Raw genomic sequence first — 17,974 nt, forward strand, 5'->3', positions numbered from 1 at the left:
ATGAAATTCGACTACGCCAATCCCTATCCCTCGATCCGCATCCCCGTCTTCGCACGCAACGTCGTCTCGACTTCGCATCCATTGGCCGCGCAAGCGGGCCTTCGCATCCTCCAGCAGGGCGGCAATGCAGCCGACGCGGCCATCGCGACGGCTGCGGTGATGACCCTGGTCGAACCGGTCAGCAACGGCCTGGGCAGCGATGCCTTCTGCATCCTGTGGGACGGCGAGAAGCTGCATGGGCTCAATGCCTCCGGCTCGGCGCCGCAGGCCTGGACGCCCGAGTACTTCCGCCGCAAGTACGGTGCCGATGCCGCGACGCCACCGCAGCGCGGCATCGACTCGGTGACGGTGCCGGGCGCGGTCGGCGGCTGGGTCGCGTTGTCCGAACGCTTCGGCAAGCTGCCCTTCGAAGACCTGATGGCGCCGGCGATCGAGATCGCCGAGCGCGGCTACCTGATGCCGCCGGTGGTGCAGCAGAAGTGGGCCGCGGCCACGCCGATCCTGCAATCGCAGCCGGGTTTCGCGCAGGCCTTCCTGCCATGGGGCCGTGCGCCCGAGGTCGGCGAGCTGTTCCGCTTTCCAGCCGCGGCGCGCGCTCTGAAGGCCATCGCCGCGACCAGGGGCGATGCCTTCTACAGCGGCGAGATCGCCGAGGCGTTGGGCAAATTCTCGAGCGCCAACGGCGGCAGCCTCAAGGTGCGCGATCTCGCCAACTGGAAGCCCGAGTGGGTCGAGCCGATCTCGCAGAACTACCGCAAGCACACGCTGCACGAGATCCCGCCCAATGGGCAAGGCATCGCGGCGCTGATTGCGCTCGGCATCCTCGAGCACTTCGACATGGCATCGATTCCGGTCGATTCGGTCGCTTCGCAGCACCTGCAGATCGAGGCCATGAAGCTGGCCTTTGCGGACACCTACCGCTACGTCTCGGACCCATCGTCGATGGAGGTGACGCCCTTGCAAATGCTCGATGGCACCTACCTCGCCTCGCGTGCCAAACTCATCGACGTGAACAAGGCGCAGGACTTCAAGGCGGGCAACCCGGTCAAGGGCGGCACCATCTACCTCACCGCCGCCGACGAGCGCGGAATGATGGTGAGCTTCATCCAGAGCAACTACATGGGCTTCGGCTCCGGCTGCGTGGAGCCCGAATTCGGCATCAGCCTGCAGAACCGCGGCCACGGTTTCAGCCTCGATGCCAAGAGCCCCAACGTGGTGGCGCCTGGCAAGCGGCCTTTCCACACCATCATTCCGGCCTTCCTCACGAAGGACGGGCAGCCCGTGATGAGCTTCGGCGTGATGGGCGGCAACATGCAGCCGCAGGGCCACATGCAGACACTGGTGCGCATGCTGGACTACGGCCAGAACCCGCAGGCCGCCTGCGATGCGCCGCGCTGGCGCTTCAACAGCGGGCTCGAGATCAACGTCGAGGCCGCCATGAATCCGGCGACGGTGCGCGGCCTCGCGGAGCTCGGCCACAAGGTCGACGTGATCAACGACTCCTACCAGGACTTCGGCGCCGGCCAGTTCATCTGCCGCGCGGGCGATCCGGCGGTCGAAGGCTACGTGGCCGCGAGCGATCCGCGCCGCGACGGCCTGGCGGCGGGGTTCTGAGATCGATGTCTGCGGTTCAGGCCACGCCCGGGCAGCTCGCGCACAAGAGCATCGGACCGGGCCTGGCCCTCGCCACTGCCGGCGCGATCGCGTTCAGCGGCAAGGCGATCATCGTCAAGCTCGCGTACCGCTACGGCGTCGATGCGGTCACGCTGATCATGCTGCGCATGCTGTTCGCGCTGCCGCTGTTCGCGCTCATGGCCTGGTGGGCCGGGCGCGGCAAGGCGGCGCTGACGCGGCGCGACTGGCTGGGCGTGTTCGGTCTCGGCTTTTCGGGCTACTACCTCTCGAGCTTCCTGGACTTCGCGGGCCTGGCCTACATCACGGCCAGCCTGGAGCGGCTGATCCTGTACCTCAACCCCACGCTGGTGCTGCTGTTCGGCTGGATCGCCTACCGCCGGCGCATCACGCGCTGGCAGGTGGCGGGCATGGCCGTCAGCTACGCCGGCGTGCTGCTGGTGTTCGGCCACGAGGTGCAACTGGGCCAGAGCGCGGCCGCAGCGTGGGGCACGCTGCTGGTGTTCCTGAGCGCGGTGAGCTATGCGGTCTACCTCGTCGCCAGCGGCGAGTTCGTCAAGCGCCTCGGGTCGCTGCGGCTGGTGGGGCTCGCGACCAGCGTGGCCTGCGTGCTGTGCATCGCGCAGTTCGTCCTGCTGCGGCCGATCAGCGCGGCCCTGCAGGTGGCGCCCGAGGTGATCTGGTTGTCGGTGCTCAATGCCACGCTGTGCACCGCATTGCCGGTGCTGGCGGTGATGATGGCCATCGAGCGCATCGGCCCCGCGATGGCAGCGCAAACGGGTATGGTCGGGCCCATGTCGACCATCCTGATGGGCGTGCTGATCCTCGGCGAGCCCTTCACCGCGTGGATCGCGGCCGGGACCGCCCTGGTGATCGCCGGCATTTTTGTCTTCACTCGAACCGGGCGCTGAAGGCCCGAAGGAAACGACCATGGATTTTGGAATTGCAGGCAAGACCGCGCTGGTGTGCGGTGCGAGCAAGGGCCTCGGCTACGGCTGCGCGGAAGCGCTGGTGCGCGAGGGCGTGAACGTGGTGATCGTCGCGCGCGGCGCCGAGGCGCTGGAGGTCGCGGCGAAGAAGCTGCAGGCGCTGGCGGGCGGGCCCAAGCCTTTCGTCAAACATGTCGCGGCCGACATCACGAGCGCCGAAGGCCGCGCCGCGGTGTTCGCGCTACACAAGGATTTCGACATCGTCGTCACCAACGCCGGCGGCCCCCCGCCCGGCGATTTCCGCGACTGGGACCGCGAGGCCTGGATCAAGGCGGTCGACGCCAACATGCTGACGCCGATCGAGCTGATCAAGGCCACGGTCGACGGCATGGCCGCGCGCGGTTTCGGGCGCATCGTCAACATCACCTCGAGCTCGGTGAAGGCGCCGATCGACATCCTCGGCCTCTCCAACGGCGCACGCAGCGGCCTCACCGGCTTCGTCGCCGGCGTCGCGCGCACGGCCGTAGCGGCGAAGGGCGTGACCATCAACAACCTGCTGCCGGGCTCCTTCGACACCGACCGGCTTAAGGGCACCATGGCCGGCGCGGCGAAGAAGTCCGGCCAGGACCTGGACACCGTCATGGAAAGCCGCAAGAAGAACATCCCGGCGCGGCGCTTCGGCACGCCGGAGGAGTTCGGCGCCATCTGCGCCTTCCTCTGCAGCGTGCAGGCGGGCTACCTGACGGGGCAGAACGTGCTGGCCGACGGCGGGGCCTATCCGGGGACCTACTAAGAAGCACTACTCGCACCCCATGCTTCATGCGCCGGGGTCGGGCCTGCCCGATGAACAACTACTAAGAAGCACTACTCGCACCCCATGCTTCATGCGCCGGGGTCGGGCCTGCCCGATGAACAACTACTAAGAAGCACTACTCGCACCCCATGCTTCATGCGCCGGGGTCGGGCCTGCCCGATGAACAACTACTGAGCCGCGGGCACGGTCGTCGGCGTCAGCGCACAGCTCTGTTTCTACGCTGTATCGCGAGAGAAAGTAGGACGCCAAGCGCACAACACGCGCTCAGGGTTCCAAGCGCCCAATGGCATCCCTGCGTAAAGCTGGCAAGATCGGCGTCGCTCAAATGACCCAGGGAGCCGCCATATGCGGCGCGCTGCGCCAGTGGGGGCAACGGTGCAGTCGCGATGCTCAGCGTCAAGGCCGTGCCGATCACAAACCCCGCGTTTTGCAGAGTGGAACGCACGCCGTTGGCGATGCCGCGGCGCTCCGTGCCCACACTGCGCAGGATGGCAGTGTTGTTGGGCGTGACGAAGATTCCAATGCCGACACCGAACAGAAGCAGACTCGCACCGAGCTTCGCTCCGTCGACATCGGGGCTCAGGAAAAAAGTCAGCCCGGCAAGACCGCAAGCGGCGAGCAACATCCCCGCCGTGCACAGATGTTCGGCGGCAATGCGACGGGTGAGCGCGCCGGCAACGGGTGCGGCCAACAACATTCCCAAAGCGACCGGCGCAATGCGGATTCCCGCGCCCAGCGAATCCAAACCGCCGGCTACCTGCATGAACAATGCAACGAGCACCACGGGTGCCGCTTGGGCCACGGACAGCAAGAGCACGCAAACATAAGCCACCGCGGGCCCGGGAGGCCCTGCTGCTGGCGCACGAGGGTTTCGAAGCGGCACGCGCCGTCGGTTCCGGCCATCGAGGGCGCCTGACGATCGGCACCATGTTTGCCCTGCCCTATCTCGTGCTTCCCAGGCTCGCTCCCGAACTCAAACGACGGCTCCCCGATGTCGAGGTCCGCTACATGGAGTTGAGCGCAACGACAAGCACATCAGCCATCACCAACCTCGAGGCGACGGTCGCGCTGTGCATGCCATCCATCGCTCGCGAAGGTATTGCGTCGGAGCGGATCGGCACACAACCGCTGATGCTGGCAGTCAGCGCGCGGTCGGCCCTGGTGCGAATGTCGACCGTCCCCATCGAGCGCCTGGCAGGCCTGCCATTGATCGGCTTGCCAACACTGGAGGAAGGTGTCGACAAATCCGTGGTGGCGTCCATGCTGCGCAGAAACAATGTCACGATGCACATCGCGCATCGGGTAGAGACAGTGAACTCGGCGCTCGCGCTGGTGATGGCCGGTGAGGGATGCGCAATACTCCCGGCCTGCGCGCAAATTGGCCGACCACCTGGTGTTGTGTTCAGGCGCTTCCGCAACGTTCGGGACGCCCTGGAGGTTGCCGTTTGCTGGCGGCGAGATCTCGACAATCCGCTGATCGAGCCCTTCCTCGCGTGTGCTCGTGCTGCGCTAGGCTGATTTCATCAACGCCTGCCCCATCCGGATCGGTGTGTCGGTCTCGATGCCCTTGGCCAGCGTGAAGCCCTTGGGGGCGAAGACGATGATGGTCGAGCCGTGCTCGAACCAGCCCATCTCCTCGCCCTTGCGATAGTCGGCCTCGCAGTCGGTGCGCTTCGGCCCGCGGTAGCGCAGGTTCAGCAGCACGTCCAGGCAGTGCAGGCGCAGGCTGGCCACCAGGATCGCCGCCACCGGCACCATCGCGATGCGATGGCCGCCGGCATGCAGGCGCGCCTCGATCAGTGCGCGCTCGTTGCGGCAGAACAAGCGCTCGATGCGCTTGAGCGCGATCGGGTTGACGTTCCAGGTGTCGCCCGACAGATAGGTGACGCGCTCGACCCGGCTGTCGTGCGGCGCGTGGAAGCGGTGGTACATGCTCGAGGTCAGCCTGAGCGTCGCATAGCAGCCGTCGCGAAACGGTTCGACCGCGCGCGCATCGCCGAACAGTTCCGCGACCGAGTACGGAAAGCCCTTGGCCTGGAACACCTCGATGCCGTTCACCGCACCGCAGGCGCCGACGATGGCGTCGCAAGGGCTCGCCAGCACCGAGGGGTCGGGATCGACGGCACGGGACCCCGGCTTGAGCTCGCGGATGAAGCAGTCGTGCAGGCTGTCGAAGCGGGTTTTCTTCGCGTCGCTCAGGTCGAGGTCGGCGAACAGGCGCCAGACCGCGATCGAGGCGTCGCGCACCCATGGATGGCGCAGCTTGCTGAACCAGCCCATGAAGCGCGTCAGCAGGATGCGTGGCACGCGGTTGGTGAGCAGGAAGTTCAGGTCTTCCTGCTGCAGCAGGGCATCGCGGAGTCTTCGGATTTTCATCGGGCCGTCAAGAAGCTGTTGTAGACAGGGAGGTCCTGTCCGACTTCGAATCCATGAACGAAACATTCTTTTTGTCCGCCGTGGCGCTGGCTGCGGGCGCCGCCATGCTGCCGCTCGGCCTGCGCCGCCTCGAACTCTCCCGCGCCAAGCATCCTTCGCTCACCGGCCACTCGCGCATGGCCAAGCGCATCGCGGGGCTGCTGCCGGGCTATGCCTACGATGCCGACCGCTTCTTCGTCTCGGACGGCGCACCCGCGGAAGTGATCGAACGGCGGCGCGCCGGCCTGGCGGCGCTGGCCGCCCTGTACCGCACGCGCTATGCACGCTCGCTCGCGGCGACGGCCGAGGCGCGGCCCGGATTGCCGGACCTGCAGTTCACCGGCGCCTACCGCGTGCCCTTCCAGTACAGCCCCTATCTGCGCGAGCACCTGCAGGTCGGCGCCTTCCTCCAGGCCTCGCACGGCGTCACGATCGAAGACCTGGACGGCAACGTCTTCTACGACCTCACCGGGTCCTACGGCGTCAACGTCTTCGGCTACGACTTCTACAAGGAGTGCATCGCCGAAGGCGCCTCGCTCGTGCAGGCGCTCGGGCCTGTGCTCGGCGCCTACCACCCTTGCGTGAGTTCGAACGTGCAGCGCCTGCGCGAAATCTCCGGCCTCGACGCGGTGTCCTTCCACATGTCGGGCACCGAGGCGGTGATGCAGGCGGTCCGGCTGGCCCGCTACCACACCCGCCGCACCCACCTGGTTCGCTTCTGCGGCGCCTACCACGGCTGGTGGGACGATGTGCAGCCCGGCCTCGGCAACCCGATGCCGCCGCGCGAGACCTACACGCTGCGCGAGATGGACGATCGCGCGCTGCGCGTGCTGCGCAATCGCAGCGACATCGCCTGCGTGCTCGTCAATCCGCTGCAGGCGCTGCACCCGAACGCCGGCGCGCCGAGCGATTCGTCGCTGGTGGACAGCGGCCGGCGCGCCGGCTTCGACCGGGCCGCTTACGCCGACTGGCTCAAGGCCTTGCGCAAGGTGTGCACCGAGCGCGGCATCGTGCTGATCTTCGACGAGGTCTTCGTCGGCTTCCGGCTCGCGCGCGGCGGCGCGCAGGAATACTTCGGCGTGCGCGCCGACATGGTGACCTACGGCAAGACGCTCGGCGGCGGGCTGCCGGTCGGCGCGGTCTGCGGCCGCGGCGATCTGATGAAGCGCTTCCGCGAAGACCGTCCGGCCGACATCTGCTTCGCGCGCGGCACCTTCAACTCGCATCCTTATGTGATGGGCGCGATGCATGCCTTCCTGGACCGGCTCGAACGGCCCGAGGTGCGCGCGCTCTACGATGGAATCGACGAGCGCTGGAACGGGCGCGCCCAGTTGCTCAACGCGCGCCTGCAGGAGGCGGGCGTGCCGGTGCAGGTGGCGAACCTGTCGTCGATCTGGACGGTCTTCTATACCCGTCCTTCGCGCTACAACTGGATGTTGCAGTACTACCTGCGCGCCGAGGGGCTGGCGCTGAGCTGGGTCGGCACCGGCCGGCTGATCTTCAGCCTCAACTACTCGGACGCCGACTTCGATGCGGTCGTGCAGCGCTTCATGGCGGCCGCGCGCGCGATGCAGGCCGACGGCTGGTGGTGGGACGATGCCGGCCTGACCAACAAGTCGATCAAGCGCGAAATCTTGCGCGAGATGCTCGCGCATCGCTGGCAGGGGCAGTAGTCGCGAGGGCGCGGGCGCGCGCCTCACGCCTTCTGTTCGATCAGCTCGCCGCGCAGCAGATGCAGCGGCGCGCGATGGTAGAGCTTGATGTCGTGGAAGGGGTCGGTCAGGATCTTGGTCATCCACACCAGGCCGGTGCGGACATCCTTGAGCCAGAAGAGGTGGAAGGTCCGGAACAGCAGGCCGCCGGCACCGAGCGCCAGCCACACCATGCCGAGCTGCCGCACATAGCCCTCGAAACCGCTGCCCGGCGCCATCAGATCGAACACCGTGGGGTCGAGCCACAGCAGCACCGGCGCCGCCGCCCACAGCCCCATCAGCACCACCTTGCGCCGCAGGTTGTAGCCGACCTTGATCTCTTCCTTGTGCTCGTGGGTCGCCTGGTTGACGTGGTCGTAGCCCTTGGGCTCGAAGAAGAAATGGCCGGCCTGGCGGCTGGTCATCGACACCAGCCAGCCGATGAGCGCCGCGGCCACCGGATCGACGAAGAGCAGCGCGTAGGCGATCACGAAACTGACTGCGCTCACCAGGTGCAGCGACTGGTTGATGCGGCTGTGGTGGTAGTAGCGGTGGTCGTCCCAGCGCTGGATCTCGAGGGCGCGGAAGAAGTCTTTCAAGTTTTCTCCTGTGGAGCGCCGATGGCGGATAAGCGCGGCGCGTGACGGAATGGTGACGAGCGTGCGTGAAATTTCGGTGACGCTGCTGTCACGGCAATGTTGCAATCGATCGGCAGCATGCCGCGCATGGCCTCTTCGCTCTCACCCATTGTGGTCGACGACATGCCGGCAGCGCAACGGTCGCTGCGCATCGCGCTCGTCACCGAGACCTATCCGCCGGAAGTGAACGGCGTGGCGCTGACCCTGCAGCGCATCGTCGAGGGGCTGCATGCGCATCACCACGACATCCAGCTGGTGCGACCGCGCCAGACCGTGGAGGACATGGCTTTGCGCGCCGATCGCTTCCACGAGGTGCTGATGCGCGGCTTCCCGATTCCGCGCTATCCGGAGATGAAGATGGGCGTGCCCTCGAAGAAGGCACTGGTTGCGTTGTGGAGCCGGCGGCGGCCCGACCTGGTCTACATCGCCACCGAAGGGCCGCTGGGCTGGTCGGCGCTGCAGGCTGCCGCCGTATTGAAGTTGCCGGTGTGCTCCGATTTCCGGACCAACTTCCACGCCTACAGCCGGCACTACGGCATCGGCTGGCTGCAACGGCCCATCATGGGCTATCTGCGCAAGTTCCATAACCGCACCGCCTTCACCATGGTGCCGAGCGAGCGGCTGCGCGTGGAGCTGGCGACGAACGGCTTTCAGCGGCTGGTGCTGGTGTCGCGCGGCGTCGACACGGCGCTTTTCGATCCGGCGCGACGCAGCGAGGAATTGCGTCGCGCATGGGGCGTCGAGCCCGGCACCTTCGTGGTCCTCTACGTGGGGCGTCTGGCGCCGGAGAAGAACCTCGGTGCGCTGGCCTCCGCCTTTTTCGCGATGCGCCGGGCGCATCCGGCGACGCGGCTCGTCGTCGTCGGCGACGGGCCTGCCAGGCACACGCTCGTTTCGGCGATCCCCGATGCGATCTTCGCGGGAACGCGCTACGGTGAGGATCTCGCCGCGCACTATGCGTCGGCCGATGCCTTTCTCTTTCCCAGCATGACCGAGACCTTCGGCAACGTGACGCTCGAGGCCTTGGCCAGCGGGCTGCCCGTGCTGGCTTACGACTATGCCGCGGCGGGGCAGCTGATTCGAAGCGACGAGAACGGCTTGCTGGCGCGGCTCGGCGACGAGCCCGAGTTCATTCGCCAGGCCGTGCGGCTTGCCGCCGAACGCGAGCACGCGCAGCGCATGGCGCTGAACGCCCGCCAGACCGCGAACGAGCTGGGCTGGGAACGCATCGTCACGCAGGTCGAGTCAGTGTTCGCCGCGACGCTGGCTGCCGGCTCCGAGCCGCGCGCAGCCGGTGCGGCGGGCCGCGCCGTGGCGGGCGCGATGTAGCTCAGGTTTCGGGCACGGCGACCGGCGGCGGCCTGCTGCTCTCCATGCGCATCAGCAGTGTGATCGCCGCGGCGATCATCAGGCCGAAGCCCCACATCAGCGGCACGATGGGAACATCGATCGCGAGCAGCGCGGCGTAGCTGGCCAGCATCAGCAGGATGCTCAAGTTCTCGTTGAAGCCCTGCACAGCGATCGACCGGCCGGCGCTCAGCAGCACATGGCCGCGGTGCTGCAACAGCGCGTTCAACGGCACGACCAGCACGCCGCCCACCGCGCCGGCGAGCACCAGCAAAGGCACCGCGACCGCCAGCGACGATGCGGAAGCGACCGCCGGCATCAGGAGGCCGAGCACCACGCCCGCTGGCAGCACGCGCTTGGCCTGATCGAGGCTCACGTACCGTCCCGCGAGGGTGGCGCCCGCGATGACGCCGATCGCCACTGCGGCCTGAAGATAGGCGGCGTGCTCCAGGCTCAGTTGCATGACGTCCGCGGCCCAGCGCAGCACCACGAACTGCAAGGTTGCACCTGCGCCCCAGAAAATCGTCGTGACCGCGAGCGACAAGCCACCGTCGCGGTCGCGCCACAGCGTGCGGTTGCCGCGCTCGAAGTCGCGCACCAGTGCGACCGCGTGGATGCGGCTGGCAGGGTAGCGCGCGCCGCTGTCCGGCACGCCCAGGTTCAGCAGTCCGGACAGCACGTAGATGAAGAAAATCGCAACGATCGAGAGAGTCAGCGTCGTCGCGGAAGACCCCGGCACGCTGGCAGCCAGCCAGGCCTGAAGCGTCAGGCTGGCGCCCGACGAACGAACCAGGTCGGCCACCAGCAGCCCTCCGAACATGGTTCCCAGCAGCGCCGCGCAGATGACGGAGACCTCGATCCATCCGTTGGCCGCGACCAGCTGGCGCGGGCCGACGATCTCGGTGACGAGGCCGTACTTGGCCGGCGCGTACGCCGCCGCGCCGAAGCCGATCACCGCGAAGGCCGCGAAAGGGTGCAAGCCGGCGAACAACATCGCGACGCCGATCATCTTGACCGCATTCATCAGGCTCATGAGCCGGGCCTTCGGCATCGCATCGGCCAGCGGCCCGATCAGCGGCGCGAGAAAGACATATGACAGGGTGAAGGCGAACTTGAGCAGCGGCGACCACCAGCCGGGCAGGCCGCGCGCTTCCAGCAGCGCGATCGTCACGATCAGTACGGCGTTGTCCGCCAGCGCCGAAACCGCTTGCGCGGCGATCAGCAGGTGGAATCTAGGCGACATCGACGCCGATGGTCACGAGGCCGTGTGACGCCGGTGTGAACCGGCCCCAAGCTGTCTAACATATGTCACTTTCGCCACAGCCGATTCAGGAAACATATGAGCAAAGCCGTCCGCATCGACCGCCCCGGCGGTCCCGAGGAACTGAAGATCGTCGACGTCGAGGTCGGTGAGCCTGGCCCGGGAGAGATCCGTATCCACCACCATGCCGTGGGGCTCAACTTCATCGACACCTACCAGCGCAGCGGCCTCTACCCCTTCGCGATGCCGCTGCAGCTCGGCATGGAAGCCGCGGGCGTGGTCGAGGCGGCGGGCGAGGGCGTCACGCACCTGAAGCCCGGCGACCGCGCCGCCTACGCGAGCCAGCCGCCCGGCGCCTACAGCGAGCTGCGCGTGATGCCGGCCAAGTGCGTGTGCAAGCTGCCAGATGCGATCTCCTTCGAGACCGGCGCCGCGATGATGCTCAAGGGCCTGACGGCGCAGTACCTGCTCAAGAAGACGCTGCCGGTCGAGGGGTTGCAGGCGGGCGACTTCATCGTGTTCCATGCGGCTGCGGGCGGCGTGGGCCTGATCGCCTGCCAGTGGGCCAAGGCGCTCGGCCTGCAGCTCATCGGCACCGCCGGCACCGATGCCAAGTGCCAGCTGGCGCTGGCGAACGGCGCCGCGCACGCGATCAACTACAGCACCGAGAACTTCGCCGAGCGCGTCAAGCAGATCACCGGCGGCAAGGGCGTGAAGGTGGTCTACGACTCGGTCGGCAAGGACACCTTCGAGGGCTCGCTCAACTGCCTGCGCCCCTTCGGCCTGCTCGCCATCTTCGGCAACGGCTCGGGGCCGGTGCCGCCGGTCAACATCGGCACGCTCGCGTCCAAGGGCTCGCTCTACCTGACGCGGCCGACGCTGTTCACGCACATCGCGACGCGCGAGAGCACGCAGGCGATGGCCGACGACCTGTTCGCGGCGGTGGTCAGTGGTGCGGTGAAGATTCCGATCGATCAGCGCTATGCGTTGGCCGACGTGCAGCAGGCGCATCGTGATCTCGAGGCGCGCAAGACCACGGGCTGCACGATCCTGACGCTCTGAGCCTTATTCCAATGCGCTGAGGCGCGATTCGCGCAGCCGGCTCGGCGCCAGCGCGCCAGCCGAATCGAGGATCGGGTAGGCGATCGAGCAGATGTGGGAGTTGATGCGCTTCAGGTCGCTGATCAGGTCGATGTGCAGCGAGCTGGTCTCGATGCTCGACGCGGTCTGCTCCGAGAGGCGGCCGAGGTGCGTGGTGGCGTAGGCGCGCTCCAGATCGCGGAAGCGCGCCTTCTCTTCGAGCAGCTTCTGGGCGTCGCGCACGCTGCCGTTCAGGAACACGCTCATGCTGAGCCGCAGGTTCGCGACCAGCCGTTCGTGCAGTTCCACGATCTCGCGCATGCCGGCGTCCGAGAAGTTGCGCTGCTTCTTGATCTTCTTGTCCTCGATGTCGATGATCACGCGCTCGATGATGTCGCCGATCTGCTCCATGTTGATGGTGAAGCTGATGATGTCGGTCCAGCGCCGGCTCTCCTCTTCGCCCAGCGCCTCGCGCGAGATCTTGGTCATGTAGTACTTGATGGCCGAGTACAGCTGGTCGACGGTGTCGTCGAGCTTGCGCAACTCGGCGGCCAGGCGCAGGTCGTTGTCGCGAATCACCTTGAGCATGCCGATCAGCATGGTCTCGACGATGTCGGCCTGGTGCAGCGCCTCGCGTGCGGCATTGGATATCGCGAGGGATGGCGTGGACAGCGCCGAGGGGTCGAGGTGGTGCGGCCGCTGCATGGCCGCGGGTTCCGCCAACGCGGGAAGCAGCCGCGTCACCAGCTTCGCGACCCCGTCCGTGAGCCCGATGAAGCCGATGCTGACGACCACATTGAAAGCCAGGTGGAAGAGCACCACCAGCTGCGTCGCATCGCTGATGTAGGGCCTGACCTCGCGCAGGTACAGGCCCACGAAGGGCGTCGCGATCGCCACGCCCAGCAGCTTGAAGACCAGGTTGCCGACCGTGACCTGCCGCACCGGGATCGCCGACTTCGCGGTGGTCAGCACCGCGAGCAAGCCGCTGCCGAGGTTGGCGCCGAGCACCAGGCCGAGCGCGACATCGAGCGGCACCACGTTCGAGCTGGCCATGGCCGCGACCAGCAGCACCACCGCCAGGCTGGAATAGGCGGCGATCGCGAGCGCAGCGCCGATCGTGATCTCGAGCAGCACGTCGCTGCTGAGCGAGGCCAGCAGCGCCAGCACCGGCGGCGAAGAGAACAGCGGCCCGGTGGCCTCCACCACCAGCTGCAGGGCCAGCAGCATGAGGCCCAGGCCGATCAGCACCCGCCCGATGCGGCCCGCTGCGGTCGATGCGCGCGTGATGAAGAGCACCACGCCGACGAAGATGAAAAGCGGCGACAGCCACGAAAGATCGGCCGAGAACAGCACCGACATCAGCGCCGTGCCGACATCGGCGCCGCGCATCACCGCGAGCGCGGCCGGCAGCGTGACCAGGCCCTGCCCGACGAAGGAGGAAGTCATCAGCGAGGTGGCGGTGCTCGACTGCACCAGCGCCGTCACGCCGATGCCCGAGAGCGCCGCCGTGAAGCGGTTGCGCATGCTGTGCACCAGGATCTTGCGCAGATTGGCGCCGAAGACGCGCAGCACGCCGGTGCGAACGAGATGGGTACCCCATACCAGCAGCGCGACCGCTGCCAGCAGATTCAACAGATGCTTCATGGAAGCGGAGGACTATACGCCGCACATCCGGCCCGCCTCAGTCGATCAGCGCGCCGTTGTCGTGAAAGGGATACGGGCCTTCGAAGGTGCCGCTCGGCACGAGATGGGTCACCAGACGCTCGCCGGCCCAGGCATGGACGCGAAAGCCCGGCGGCTCCAGCATCCAGGCCGAAGACGCATCCGGCGCCAGGTCGAGCGCGACCTGGTGCGCCGGGGACGGCGCCGTGGAGGCGATGCTGCCGCCGAAGCGCACGTCGATGGCGCGGTGCAGGTGGCCGCAGATGACGCGTTCGACCTTGGGATGCCTCGCGATCAGGGCTTCGAGCGCTTCGGCGCCCTCCAGCAGGCCGATCTCGTCCATGTGGCCGATCAGCGTCTCGAAGGGTGGATGGTGCATCGCGACCACCACGGGCTCGCCGCGGTAGAGATCGAGCTGCGTTTCGAGCCAGGCCAGCCGCTGTTCGCAGAGGGTGCCATGGCTCTGGCCCGGCACGCAGGTGTCGAGCGCGAGCAGGCGCAGGTCGCCGATCTTCACCGCGAACTGGACAAAGCCCTCGGTGCCCAAGTAGGCGTGGCCGGGAAAGCTGCGGCGCAACTGTTCGCGGTCGTCGTGGTTGCCGGGCATCAGGTAGAGCGGCATCGAAAGCGGCGCCAGCAATTCTTCGAGATGGGCGTATTCGGCCGCGCGGCCGAAGTCGCTCAGGTCGCCGGTGATCACCACCGCGTCGGGCTGCTGCTTCAAGCGCAGGATGGATTGCACCGCGCGCTGCAGATAGGGGGCAGTGTCGAGCCGGCCGTAGGCGAGGCGGCCCGGTTCGCGGATGTGCAGGTCGCTCAGTTGAACGAGAAAGGTGGTCATGCGAGCTTCTGGGAGGTCATGAGGCGGGCGGGATCGATTCGGATGCCGACGCTGTCGCCCGGGCGGAAAGCGATGTCGCGGCCGACATCGGCGACGAGCAGCGGCTGTCCCTCCGCGCGCAGCTTGAGTTGTACGCGGTCGCCGAGAAAGGTGCGTTGCTCGACCCGGGCTGCACCCCAGCCGCTTTGGGGCACGCCGACCTCCAGGTCTTCGGGCCGGATGAGCAGCGTCGCGTGTGTCGTCCATGCGCTCGGGCAAGCAAAGGCCGCGCCGCCCAGGCGCAGCACACCCTCGGCGACCGCGTCGGGCGCGCGCTCCAGCCGGTTCACGCGGCCCAGGAACTCGGCCACGAAGGGATGCTGCGGCGCGCGGTAGAGCTCCTCGCCGCGGCCGATTTGCACGATGCGGCCGGCGCTCATCACGGCCAGCCGGTCGGCGATCGCCATCGCTTCCTGCTGGTCGTGCGTGACGTGGATGGCGGTGATGTGCAGCCTGCGCAGCAGCTCGGCCAGTTCGTCGCGCAACGATTCCTTGAGCTTGGCATCGAGCGCCGCCAGCGGCTCGTCGAGCAGCAGCACGCGCGGGCGCACAGCCACCGCGCGGGCCAGCGCCACGCGCTGGCGCTGGCCGCCGGACAGCTCGGCGGGCCGCTTCTTCTCCAGGCCACCGAGCCGCGTGAGATCGACCAGCTCGCCGACCAGGCGCCGCTCTTCGGCCGGCGCCACGCCGCGGATGCGCAGGCCATAGCCGATGTTGGCTTCCACCGTCATCTGGGGGAAGAGCGCGTAGCTCTGGAACACCATGCCGACGCCGCGCTGCTCCACCGGCCGCGCGGTCACGTCCTGCTCGCCGAAGACGATGCGGCTGCCTTCGTCGGGCGACTCGAGGCCGGCGATCAGGCGCAGCAGCGTGGTCTTGCCGCAGCCCGAGGGGCCGAGCAGCGCCAGCACCTCGCCGGGCTCGACATGCAGCGTGGTCGGCAGCAGGCCGCGCGTGCCGTCGGCATAGGTCTTCGCGCAGTTGGAAATATCGACGGGGATGCGCTCAAGTTCCATAGCGTCTTTGCACTTGATGGGCCAAGTATTGGAGGCCCCACAGGACCGGCAGGATGACGATGAAGAAGACCAGCGTGTAGGCCGAGCCGATTTCCAGTCGCATCGATGCATAGCTGTCGGCCAGGCCGACGGGCAGGGTGCGAGTCAGCGGCGTGTGCAGCATCCAGGTGAGGTTGAACTCGCCGACCGACAGGGTGAACACCATCAGGCTGCCGGCCACGATGGCCGGGAACACCGCGGGCACCAGCACGCCGAGAAAGCGCTGCCCGAAGTTCGCGCCCAGCGAGCGCGCGGCTTCTTCCAGCGCAACCAGTTCGTCGCGCTGGAAGGCCGAGGACACGGTGCGCACCATGAAGGGCAGCGTGAACACGATGTGGCCCACCAGAATGAAGGCGAAGCTCTGGCGGAAGGCGGTGAGCTGGCCGTAGGCCAGGATCAGCGCCAGTGCCGTGGCGAGGCCGGGCACCGCCACCGGCAGCGTGATCAGTTCCTCGAAGGCGCGGGCGGCGCGCGTGCGGCTGCGCGCCAGCGCGTAAGCGCAGGGCACGCCCAGCAGCAGCGTGCCGATCACGCAGCCCAGGGCGAGCGCGATCGACCAGCCGACGGTGTTGCCGTAGACCTCCCAGACTTCGCCGAGCCAGCGCAGGGTCAGCCCGCTCTTGATGCCGGCGCTGTAGTTGTTGACCAGGCCGGCCATGATCGACAGCAGCATCGGCGCGATCATGAAGAGGCTCACGAGCACGGTGACGGTCAGCAGGAACGGAGCGGGTGTCGTGGTGGTGCGCATCGCCTGCCTAGCGTGTGGGGTCCGCGCCGAAATGCCGGGCCACGTAGAGAACGGCCCAGGTCACCAGGCCCAGCGCGATCGACAGCGAGGCCGCGAGCGCGAAGTTGGCGTAGTTGGTGAACTCGTTGTAGATCGTGATCGGGATCACCTCGAACTTGCTCGCGAGCGTGAACGCGGTGCCGAAGGCGCCCATCGAGGTGGCGAACAGGATCGCGCCGCAGGCCACCGTGGTCGGCGCGAGTTCCGGCAGCCAGACGTCGCGCACCACGCGCAGCCGCGAGGCGCCGAGCGAGCGCGCGGCTTCTTCCAGCTGCAGGTTCATGGCCTCGGCGGCCGCCGCGTAGGTGGCGATGGCGCGCGGCAGCGAGAAGTAGAGATAGGCGAGGAAGAGACCGAGCAGGCCGTAGGCGAAGGTGATGCGCTCCAGGCCGAAGGCCGCGCCCAGGTCGGCGACCAGCCCTTGGCGGCCGCCGAGCAGAATCACGAAGAAGCCGATGATCACGCCCGGAAAGGACAAGGGCAGCGTCAGCAGCGACAGCAGCAGGCGCCGGCCCGGAAAGGCGCGGCGCGCCAGGTAGATGCCGACCGCGCTGCCGAGCACCAGCGTCGCCACTGTCACCGCCAGCGACAGTGCGACCGTGTTGAGCATGCTCGCCAGGTAGCGGCCGTCGGTCAGCACGGCGAAGTAGGTCTCCCAGCCTTTGGCCGCCGGCAACGCGAGCAGGCGCGCCACCGGCAGCAGCCAGAAGGCGAGGAAGAACACGGCCGCCGGCGCCAGGCAGGCCGGCAGCAGCCAACGCTGATGAATGTTCAGCGCACTTCCTTCAGATAGCGGTCGGAGAACGCGCGCTGGGCCTGCGCCATGCGGCCGTAGTCGACGGACTTGGCGCGTGCGTACTCGGCGGCCGGCAGGAACTGCGCCTCGACCTCCTTGGGCATCGCACCGGCGCGCACCGGCCGCAGGTAGGCCTTGGCCCAGAGCGCCTGGCCTTCGTCGGAGAGCACGAAGTCCAGCACCTTCTTGCCTTCGGCGGCATGCGGCGCGTTGGCGACCAGGCTCATCACGTAGGGCACCACCACCGTGCCTTCGCTCGGGATGACGAAGGCGACGTTGGCCTTGTCCTTGTACTTGGCGCGGTAGGCATTGAAGTCGTAGTCGAGCAGGATCGCGATCTCGCCGGACAGCACGCGCGCATAGGAGGTCTGCTTGGGCACGATGGGCTCGTTCTTCTGCAGCGCCTTGAAGTAGTCCATCGCCGGCGCGAAGTTGTCGAGCGAGCCGCCGCGCGCCTCGTTGATCGCGACTGCGCCCACATAGCCGACGAAGGCCGAGGCCGGATCGAGGTAGCCGATCAAGCCCTTGTACTCGGGCTTGAGCAAATCGGCCCAGGACTTGGGCACCGGCTTGCCGCGCAGCGCGTCGACGTTGACCATGAAGCCGAGCGTGCCCGAGTGGATGGTGAACCACTGACCCGCCGGGTCCTTGAGGCCGTCGGGAATGTCTTTCCACGCGGCGGGCTTGTAGGCCTGGACCACGCCGTCCTTCTGCGCCTGGATCGCGAAGGTAACGCCGAGGTAGGTGACGTCGGCGACCGGGCTGGCCTTCTCGGCCACCAGCTGCGCGAGCGACTGGCCGGAGTTCTTGTTGTCCGGCGGCACGGTGATGCCGGTCTTGGCCTTGATGGCGCGCAGCTGCGTGCCCCAGTCGGCCCATTCGGTCGGGCAGTTGTAGCAAATGGCGGTCTGCGCCATGGCCGAGCCGGCGGCGAGGCCGAGGGCCAGCAGCGCGGCGCGGGCGATGCGATGGAGAGGCAGTGGCATG

17 protein-coding genes are annotated in these 17,974 nt (G+C 67.6%); 7 read left to right on the plus strand and 10 right to left on the minus strand.

The features are described from left to right. The 3 genes from ACSQ9I_RS06575 to ACSQ9I_RS06585 are packed head-to-tail and all read left to right on the plus strand — an operon-like array spanning position 1 to position 3,354. Positions 1–1,614 carry a gamma-glutamyltransferase family protein gene (locus ACSQ9I_RS06575; protein WP_436312638.1) on the plus strand — a complete coding sequence of 538 codons (1,614 nt, stop codon included), beginning with the start codon at positions 1–3 and terminating at the stop codon, positions 1,612–1,614. Positions 1,615–1,619: 5 nt separating this feature from the next. Beyond that, positions 1,620–2,543, plus strand: coding sequence for a DMT family transporter (locus tag ACSQ9I_RS06580; protein WP_436312639.1), 924 nt, complete (start codon positions 1,620–1,622; stop codon positions 2,541–2,543). A 19-nt stretch (positions 2,544–2,562) separates the two neighbouring features. Continuing rightward, positions 2,563–3,354, plus strand: coding sequence for an SDR family oxidoreductase (locus ACSQ9I_RS06585; RefSeq protein WP_436312640.1), 792 nt, complete (start codon positions 2,563–2,565; stop codon positions 3,352–3,354). 217 nt (positions 3,355–3,571) lie between these two features. Here ACSQ9I_RS06585 and ACSQ9I_RS06590 read toward each other — a convergent pair whose 3' ends face one another. After that, on the minus strand, positions 3,572–4,192 hold the full coding sequence (locus ACSQ9I_RS06590; RefSeq protein ID WP_436312641.1) for an MFS transporter: 621 nt from the start codon (positions 4,190–4,192) through the stop codon (positions 3,572–3,574). Between ACSQ9I_RS06590 and ACSQ9I_RS06595 the strand changes: the two genes are divergently transcribed. Then, positions 4,144–4,893, plus strand: a complete 750-nt coding sequence (locus ACSQ9I_RS06595) for a LysR family substrate-binding domain-containing protein (RefSeq protein WP_436312642.1) — start codon at positions 4,144–4,146, stop codon at positions 4,891–4,893. The genes ACSQ9I_RS06590 and ACSQ9I_RS06595 overlap by 49 nt on opposite strands. Here ACSQ9I_RS06595 and asd read toward each other — a convergent pair. After that, positions 4,885–5,751 carry an archaetidylserine decarboxylase gene (gene asd, locus ACSQ9I_RS06600; protein WP_436303051.1) on the minus strand — a complete coding sequence of 289 codons (867 nt, stop codon included), beginning with the start codon at positions 5,749–5,751 and terminating at the stop codon, positions 4,885–4,887. The genes ACSQ9I_RS06595 and asd overlap by 9 nt on opposite strands. Positions 5,752–5,804: 53 nt before the next feature. Between asd and ACSQ9I_RS06605 the strand changes: the two genes are divergently transcribed. After that, the gene (locus tag ACSQ9I_RS06605) at positions 5,805–7,463 is read left to right on the plus strand and encodes an aminotransferase class III-fold pyridoxal phosphate-dependent enzyme (protein ID WP_436312643.1); all 1,659 of its coding nucleotides are present in this window, start codon (positions 5,805–5,807) and stop codon (positions 7,461–7,463) included. A gap of 23 nt (positions 7,464–7,486) precedes the next feature. On the opposite strand, the gene ACSQ9I_RS06610 is transcribed toward ACSQ9I_RS06605, so the two are convergent. Further along, positions 7,487–8,080, minus strand: coding sequence for a hypothetical protein (locus tag ACSQ9I_RS06610; RefSeq protein WP_436312644.1), 594 nt, complete (start codon positions 8,078–8,080; stop codon positions 7,487–7,489). Positions 8,081–8,206: 126 nt separating this feature from the next. Between ACSQ9I_RS06610 and ACSQ9I_RS06615 the strand changes: the two genes are divergently transcribed. Beyond that, a complete protein-coding gene (locus ACSQ9I_RS06615) occupies positions 8,207–9,448 on the plus strand; it encodes a glycosyltransferase family 4 protein (protein WP_436312645.1) in 1,242 nt (413 codons plus the stop codon). A 1-nt stretch (position 9,449) separates the two neighbouring features. On the opposite strand, the gene lplT is transcribed toward ACSQ9I_RS06615, so the two are convergent. After that, positions 9,450–10,709, minus strand: a complete 1,260-nt coding sequence (gene lplT, locus ACSQ9I_RS06620) for a lysophospholipid transporter LplT (protein WP_436312646.1) — start codon at positions 10,707–10,709, stop codon at positions 9,450–9,452. Between the two features lie 96 nt (positions 10,710–10,805). On the opposite strand from lplT, the gene ACSQ9I_RS06625 reads away from it, so the two are divergent. Continuing rightward, positions 10,806–11,789 (plus strand): quinone oxidoreductase family protein, encoded by a 984-nt coding sequence (locus ACSQ9I_RS06625; protein WP_436312647.1) that lies wholly within the window; start codon positions 10,806–10,808, stop codon positions 11,787–11,789. A 3-nt stretch (positions 11,790–11,792) separates the two neighbouring features. Here the strand turns inward: ACSQ9I_RS06625 and ACSQ9I_RS06630 are convergent, their stop codons facing one another. The 6 genes from ACSQ9I_RS06630 to ACSQ9I_RS06655 are packed head-to-tail and all read right to left on the minus strand — an operon-like array spanning position 11,793 to position 17,973. Continuing rightward, positions 11,793–13,451: a Na/Pi cotransporter family protein gene (locus ACSQ9I_RS06630; protein ID WP_436303056.1), complete on the minus strand. Its 1,659-nt coding sequence runs from the start codon at positions 13,449–13,451 to the stop codon at positions 11,793–11,795. A gap of 37 nt (positions 13,452–13,488) precedes the next feature. Beyond that, entirely contained in the window at positions 13,489–14,310 is an 822-nt protein-coding gene (locus tag ACSQ9I_RS06635; protein ID WP_436312648.1) for a phosphodiesterase, read from the minus strand. Then, entirely contained in the window at positions 14,307–15,365 is a 1,059-nt protein-coding gene (locus ACSQ9I_RS06640) for an ABC transporter ATP-binding protein (protein ID WP_436312649.1), read from the minus strand. The genes ACSQ9I_RS06635 and ACSQ9I_RS06640 overlap by 4 nt, the downstream gene beginning before the upstream one ends. Then, entirely contained in the window at positions 15,355–16,152 is a 798-nt protein-coding gene (locus tag ACSQ9I_RS06645; protein ID WP_436312650.1) for an ABC transporter permease, read from the minus strand. Before ACSQ9I_RS06645 ends, ACSQ9I_RS06640 begins: the two co-directional genes overlap by 11 nt. A 7-nt stretch (positions 16,153–16,159) precedes the next feature. Further along, positions 16,160–16,966 carry an ABC transporter permease gene (locus tag ACSQ9I_RS06650; protein ID WP_436315721.1) on the minus strand — a complete coding sequence of 269 codons (807 nt, stop codon included), beginning with the start codon at positions 16,964–16,966 and terminating at the stop codon, positions 16,160–16,162. Next, complete coding sequence (locus ACSQ9I_RS06655; protein ID WP_436312651.1) at positions 16,963–17,973, minus strand: ABC transporter substrate-binding protein; 1,011 nt, start codon at positions 17,971–17,973, stop codon at positions 16,963–16,965. Before ACSQ9I_RS06655 ends, ACSQ9I_RS06650 begins: the two co-directional genes overlap by 4 nt. Position 17,974 lies beyond the last annotated feature (1 nt).

This window comes from Variovorax sp. LjRoot84 (genome assembly GCF_964254305.1).
In the GTDB taxonomy this organism is placed as follows: domain Bacteria; phylum Pseudomonadota; class Gammaproteobacteria; order Burkholderiales; family Burkholderiaceae_C; genus Variovorax.

Coding starts and splice junctions, on each gene's coding strand:
- ACSQ9I_RS06575 (WP_436312638.1), top strand. CDS start 1: ATGAAATTCGACTACGCCAATCCCTATCCCTCGATCCGCATCCCCGTC.
- ACSQ9I_RS06580 (WP_436312639.1), top strand. CDS start 1,620: ATGTCTGCGGTTCAGGCCACGCCCGGGCAGCTCGCGCACAAGAGCATC.
- ACSQ9I_RS06585 (WP_436312640.1), top strand. CDS start 2,563: ATGGATTTTGGAATTGCAGGCAAGACCGCGCTGGTGTGCGGTGCGAGC.
- ACSQ9I_RS06595 (WP_436312642.1), top strand. CDS start 4,144: ATGCAACGAGCACCACGGGTGCCGCTTGGGCCACGGACAGCAAGAGCA.
- asd (WP_436303051.1), bottom strand. CDS start 5,751: ATGAAAATCCGAAGACTCCGCGATGCCCTGCTGCAGCAGGAAGACCTG.
- ACSQ9I_RS06605 (WP_436312643.1), top strand. CDS start 5,805: ATGAACGAAACATTCTTTTTGTCCGCCGTGGCGCTGGCTGCGGGCGCC.
- ACSQ9I_RS06615 (WP_436312645.1), top strand. CDS start 8,207: ATGGCCTCTTCGCTCTCACCCATTGTGGTCGACGACATGCCGGCAGCG.
- lplT (WP_436312646.1), bottom strand. CDS start 10,709: ATGTCGCCTAGATTCCACCTGCTGATCGCCGCGCAAGCGGTTTCGGCG.
- ACSQ9I_RS06625 (WP_436312647.1), top strand. CDS start 10,806: ATGAGCAAAGCCGTCCGCATCGACCGCCCCGGCGGTCCCGAGGAACTG.
- ACSQ9I_RS06630 (WP_436303056.1), bottom strand. CDS start 13,451: ATGAAGCATCTGTTGAATCTGCTGGCAGCGGTCGCGCTGCTGGTATGG.
- ACSQ9I_RS06635 (WP_436312648.1), bottom strand. CDS start 14,310: ATGACCACCTTTCTCGTTCAACTGAGCGACCTGCACATCCGCGAACCG.
- ACSQ9I_RS06640 (WP_436312649.1), bottom strand. CDS start 15,365: ATGGAACTTGAGCGCATCCCCGTCGATATTTCCAACTGCGCGAAGACC.
- ACSQ9I_RS06645 (WP_436312650.1), bottom strand. CDS start 16,152: ATGCGCACCACCACGACACCCGCTCCGTTCCTGCTGACCGTCACCGTG.
- ACSQ9I_RS06655 (WP_436312651.1), bottom strand. CDS start 17,973: ATGCCACTGCCTCTCCATCGCATCGCCCGCGCCGCGCTGCTGGCCCTC.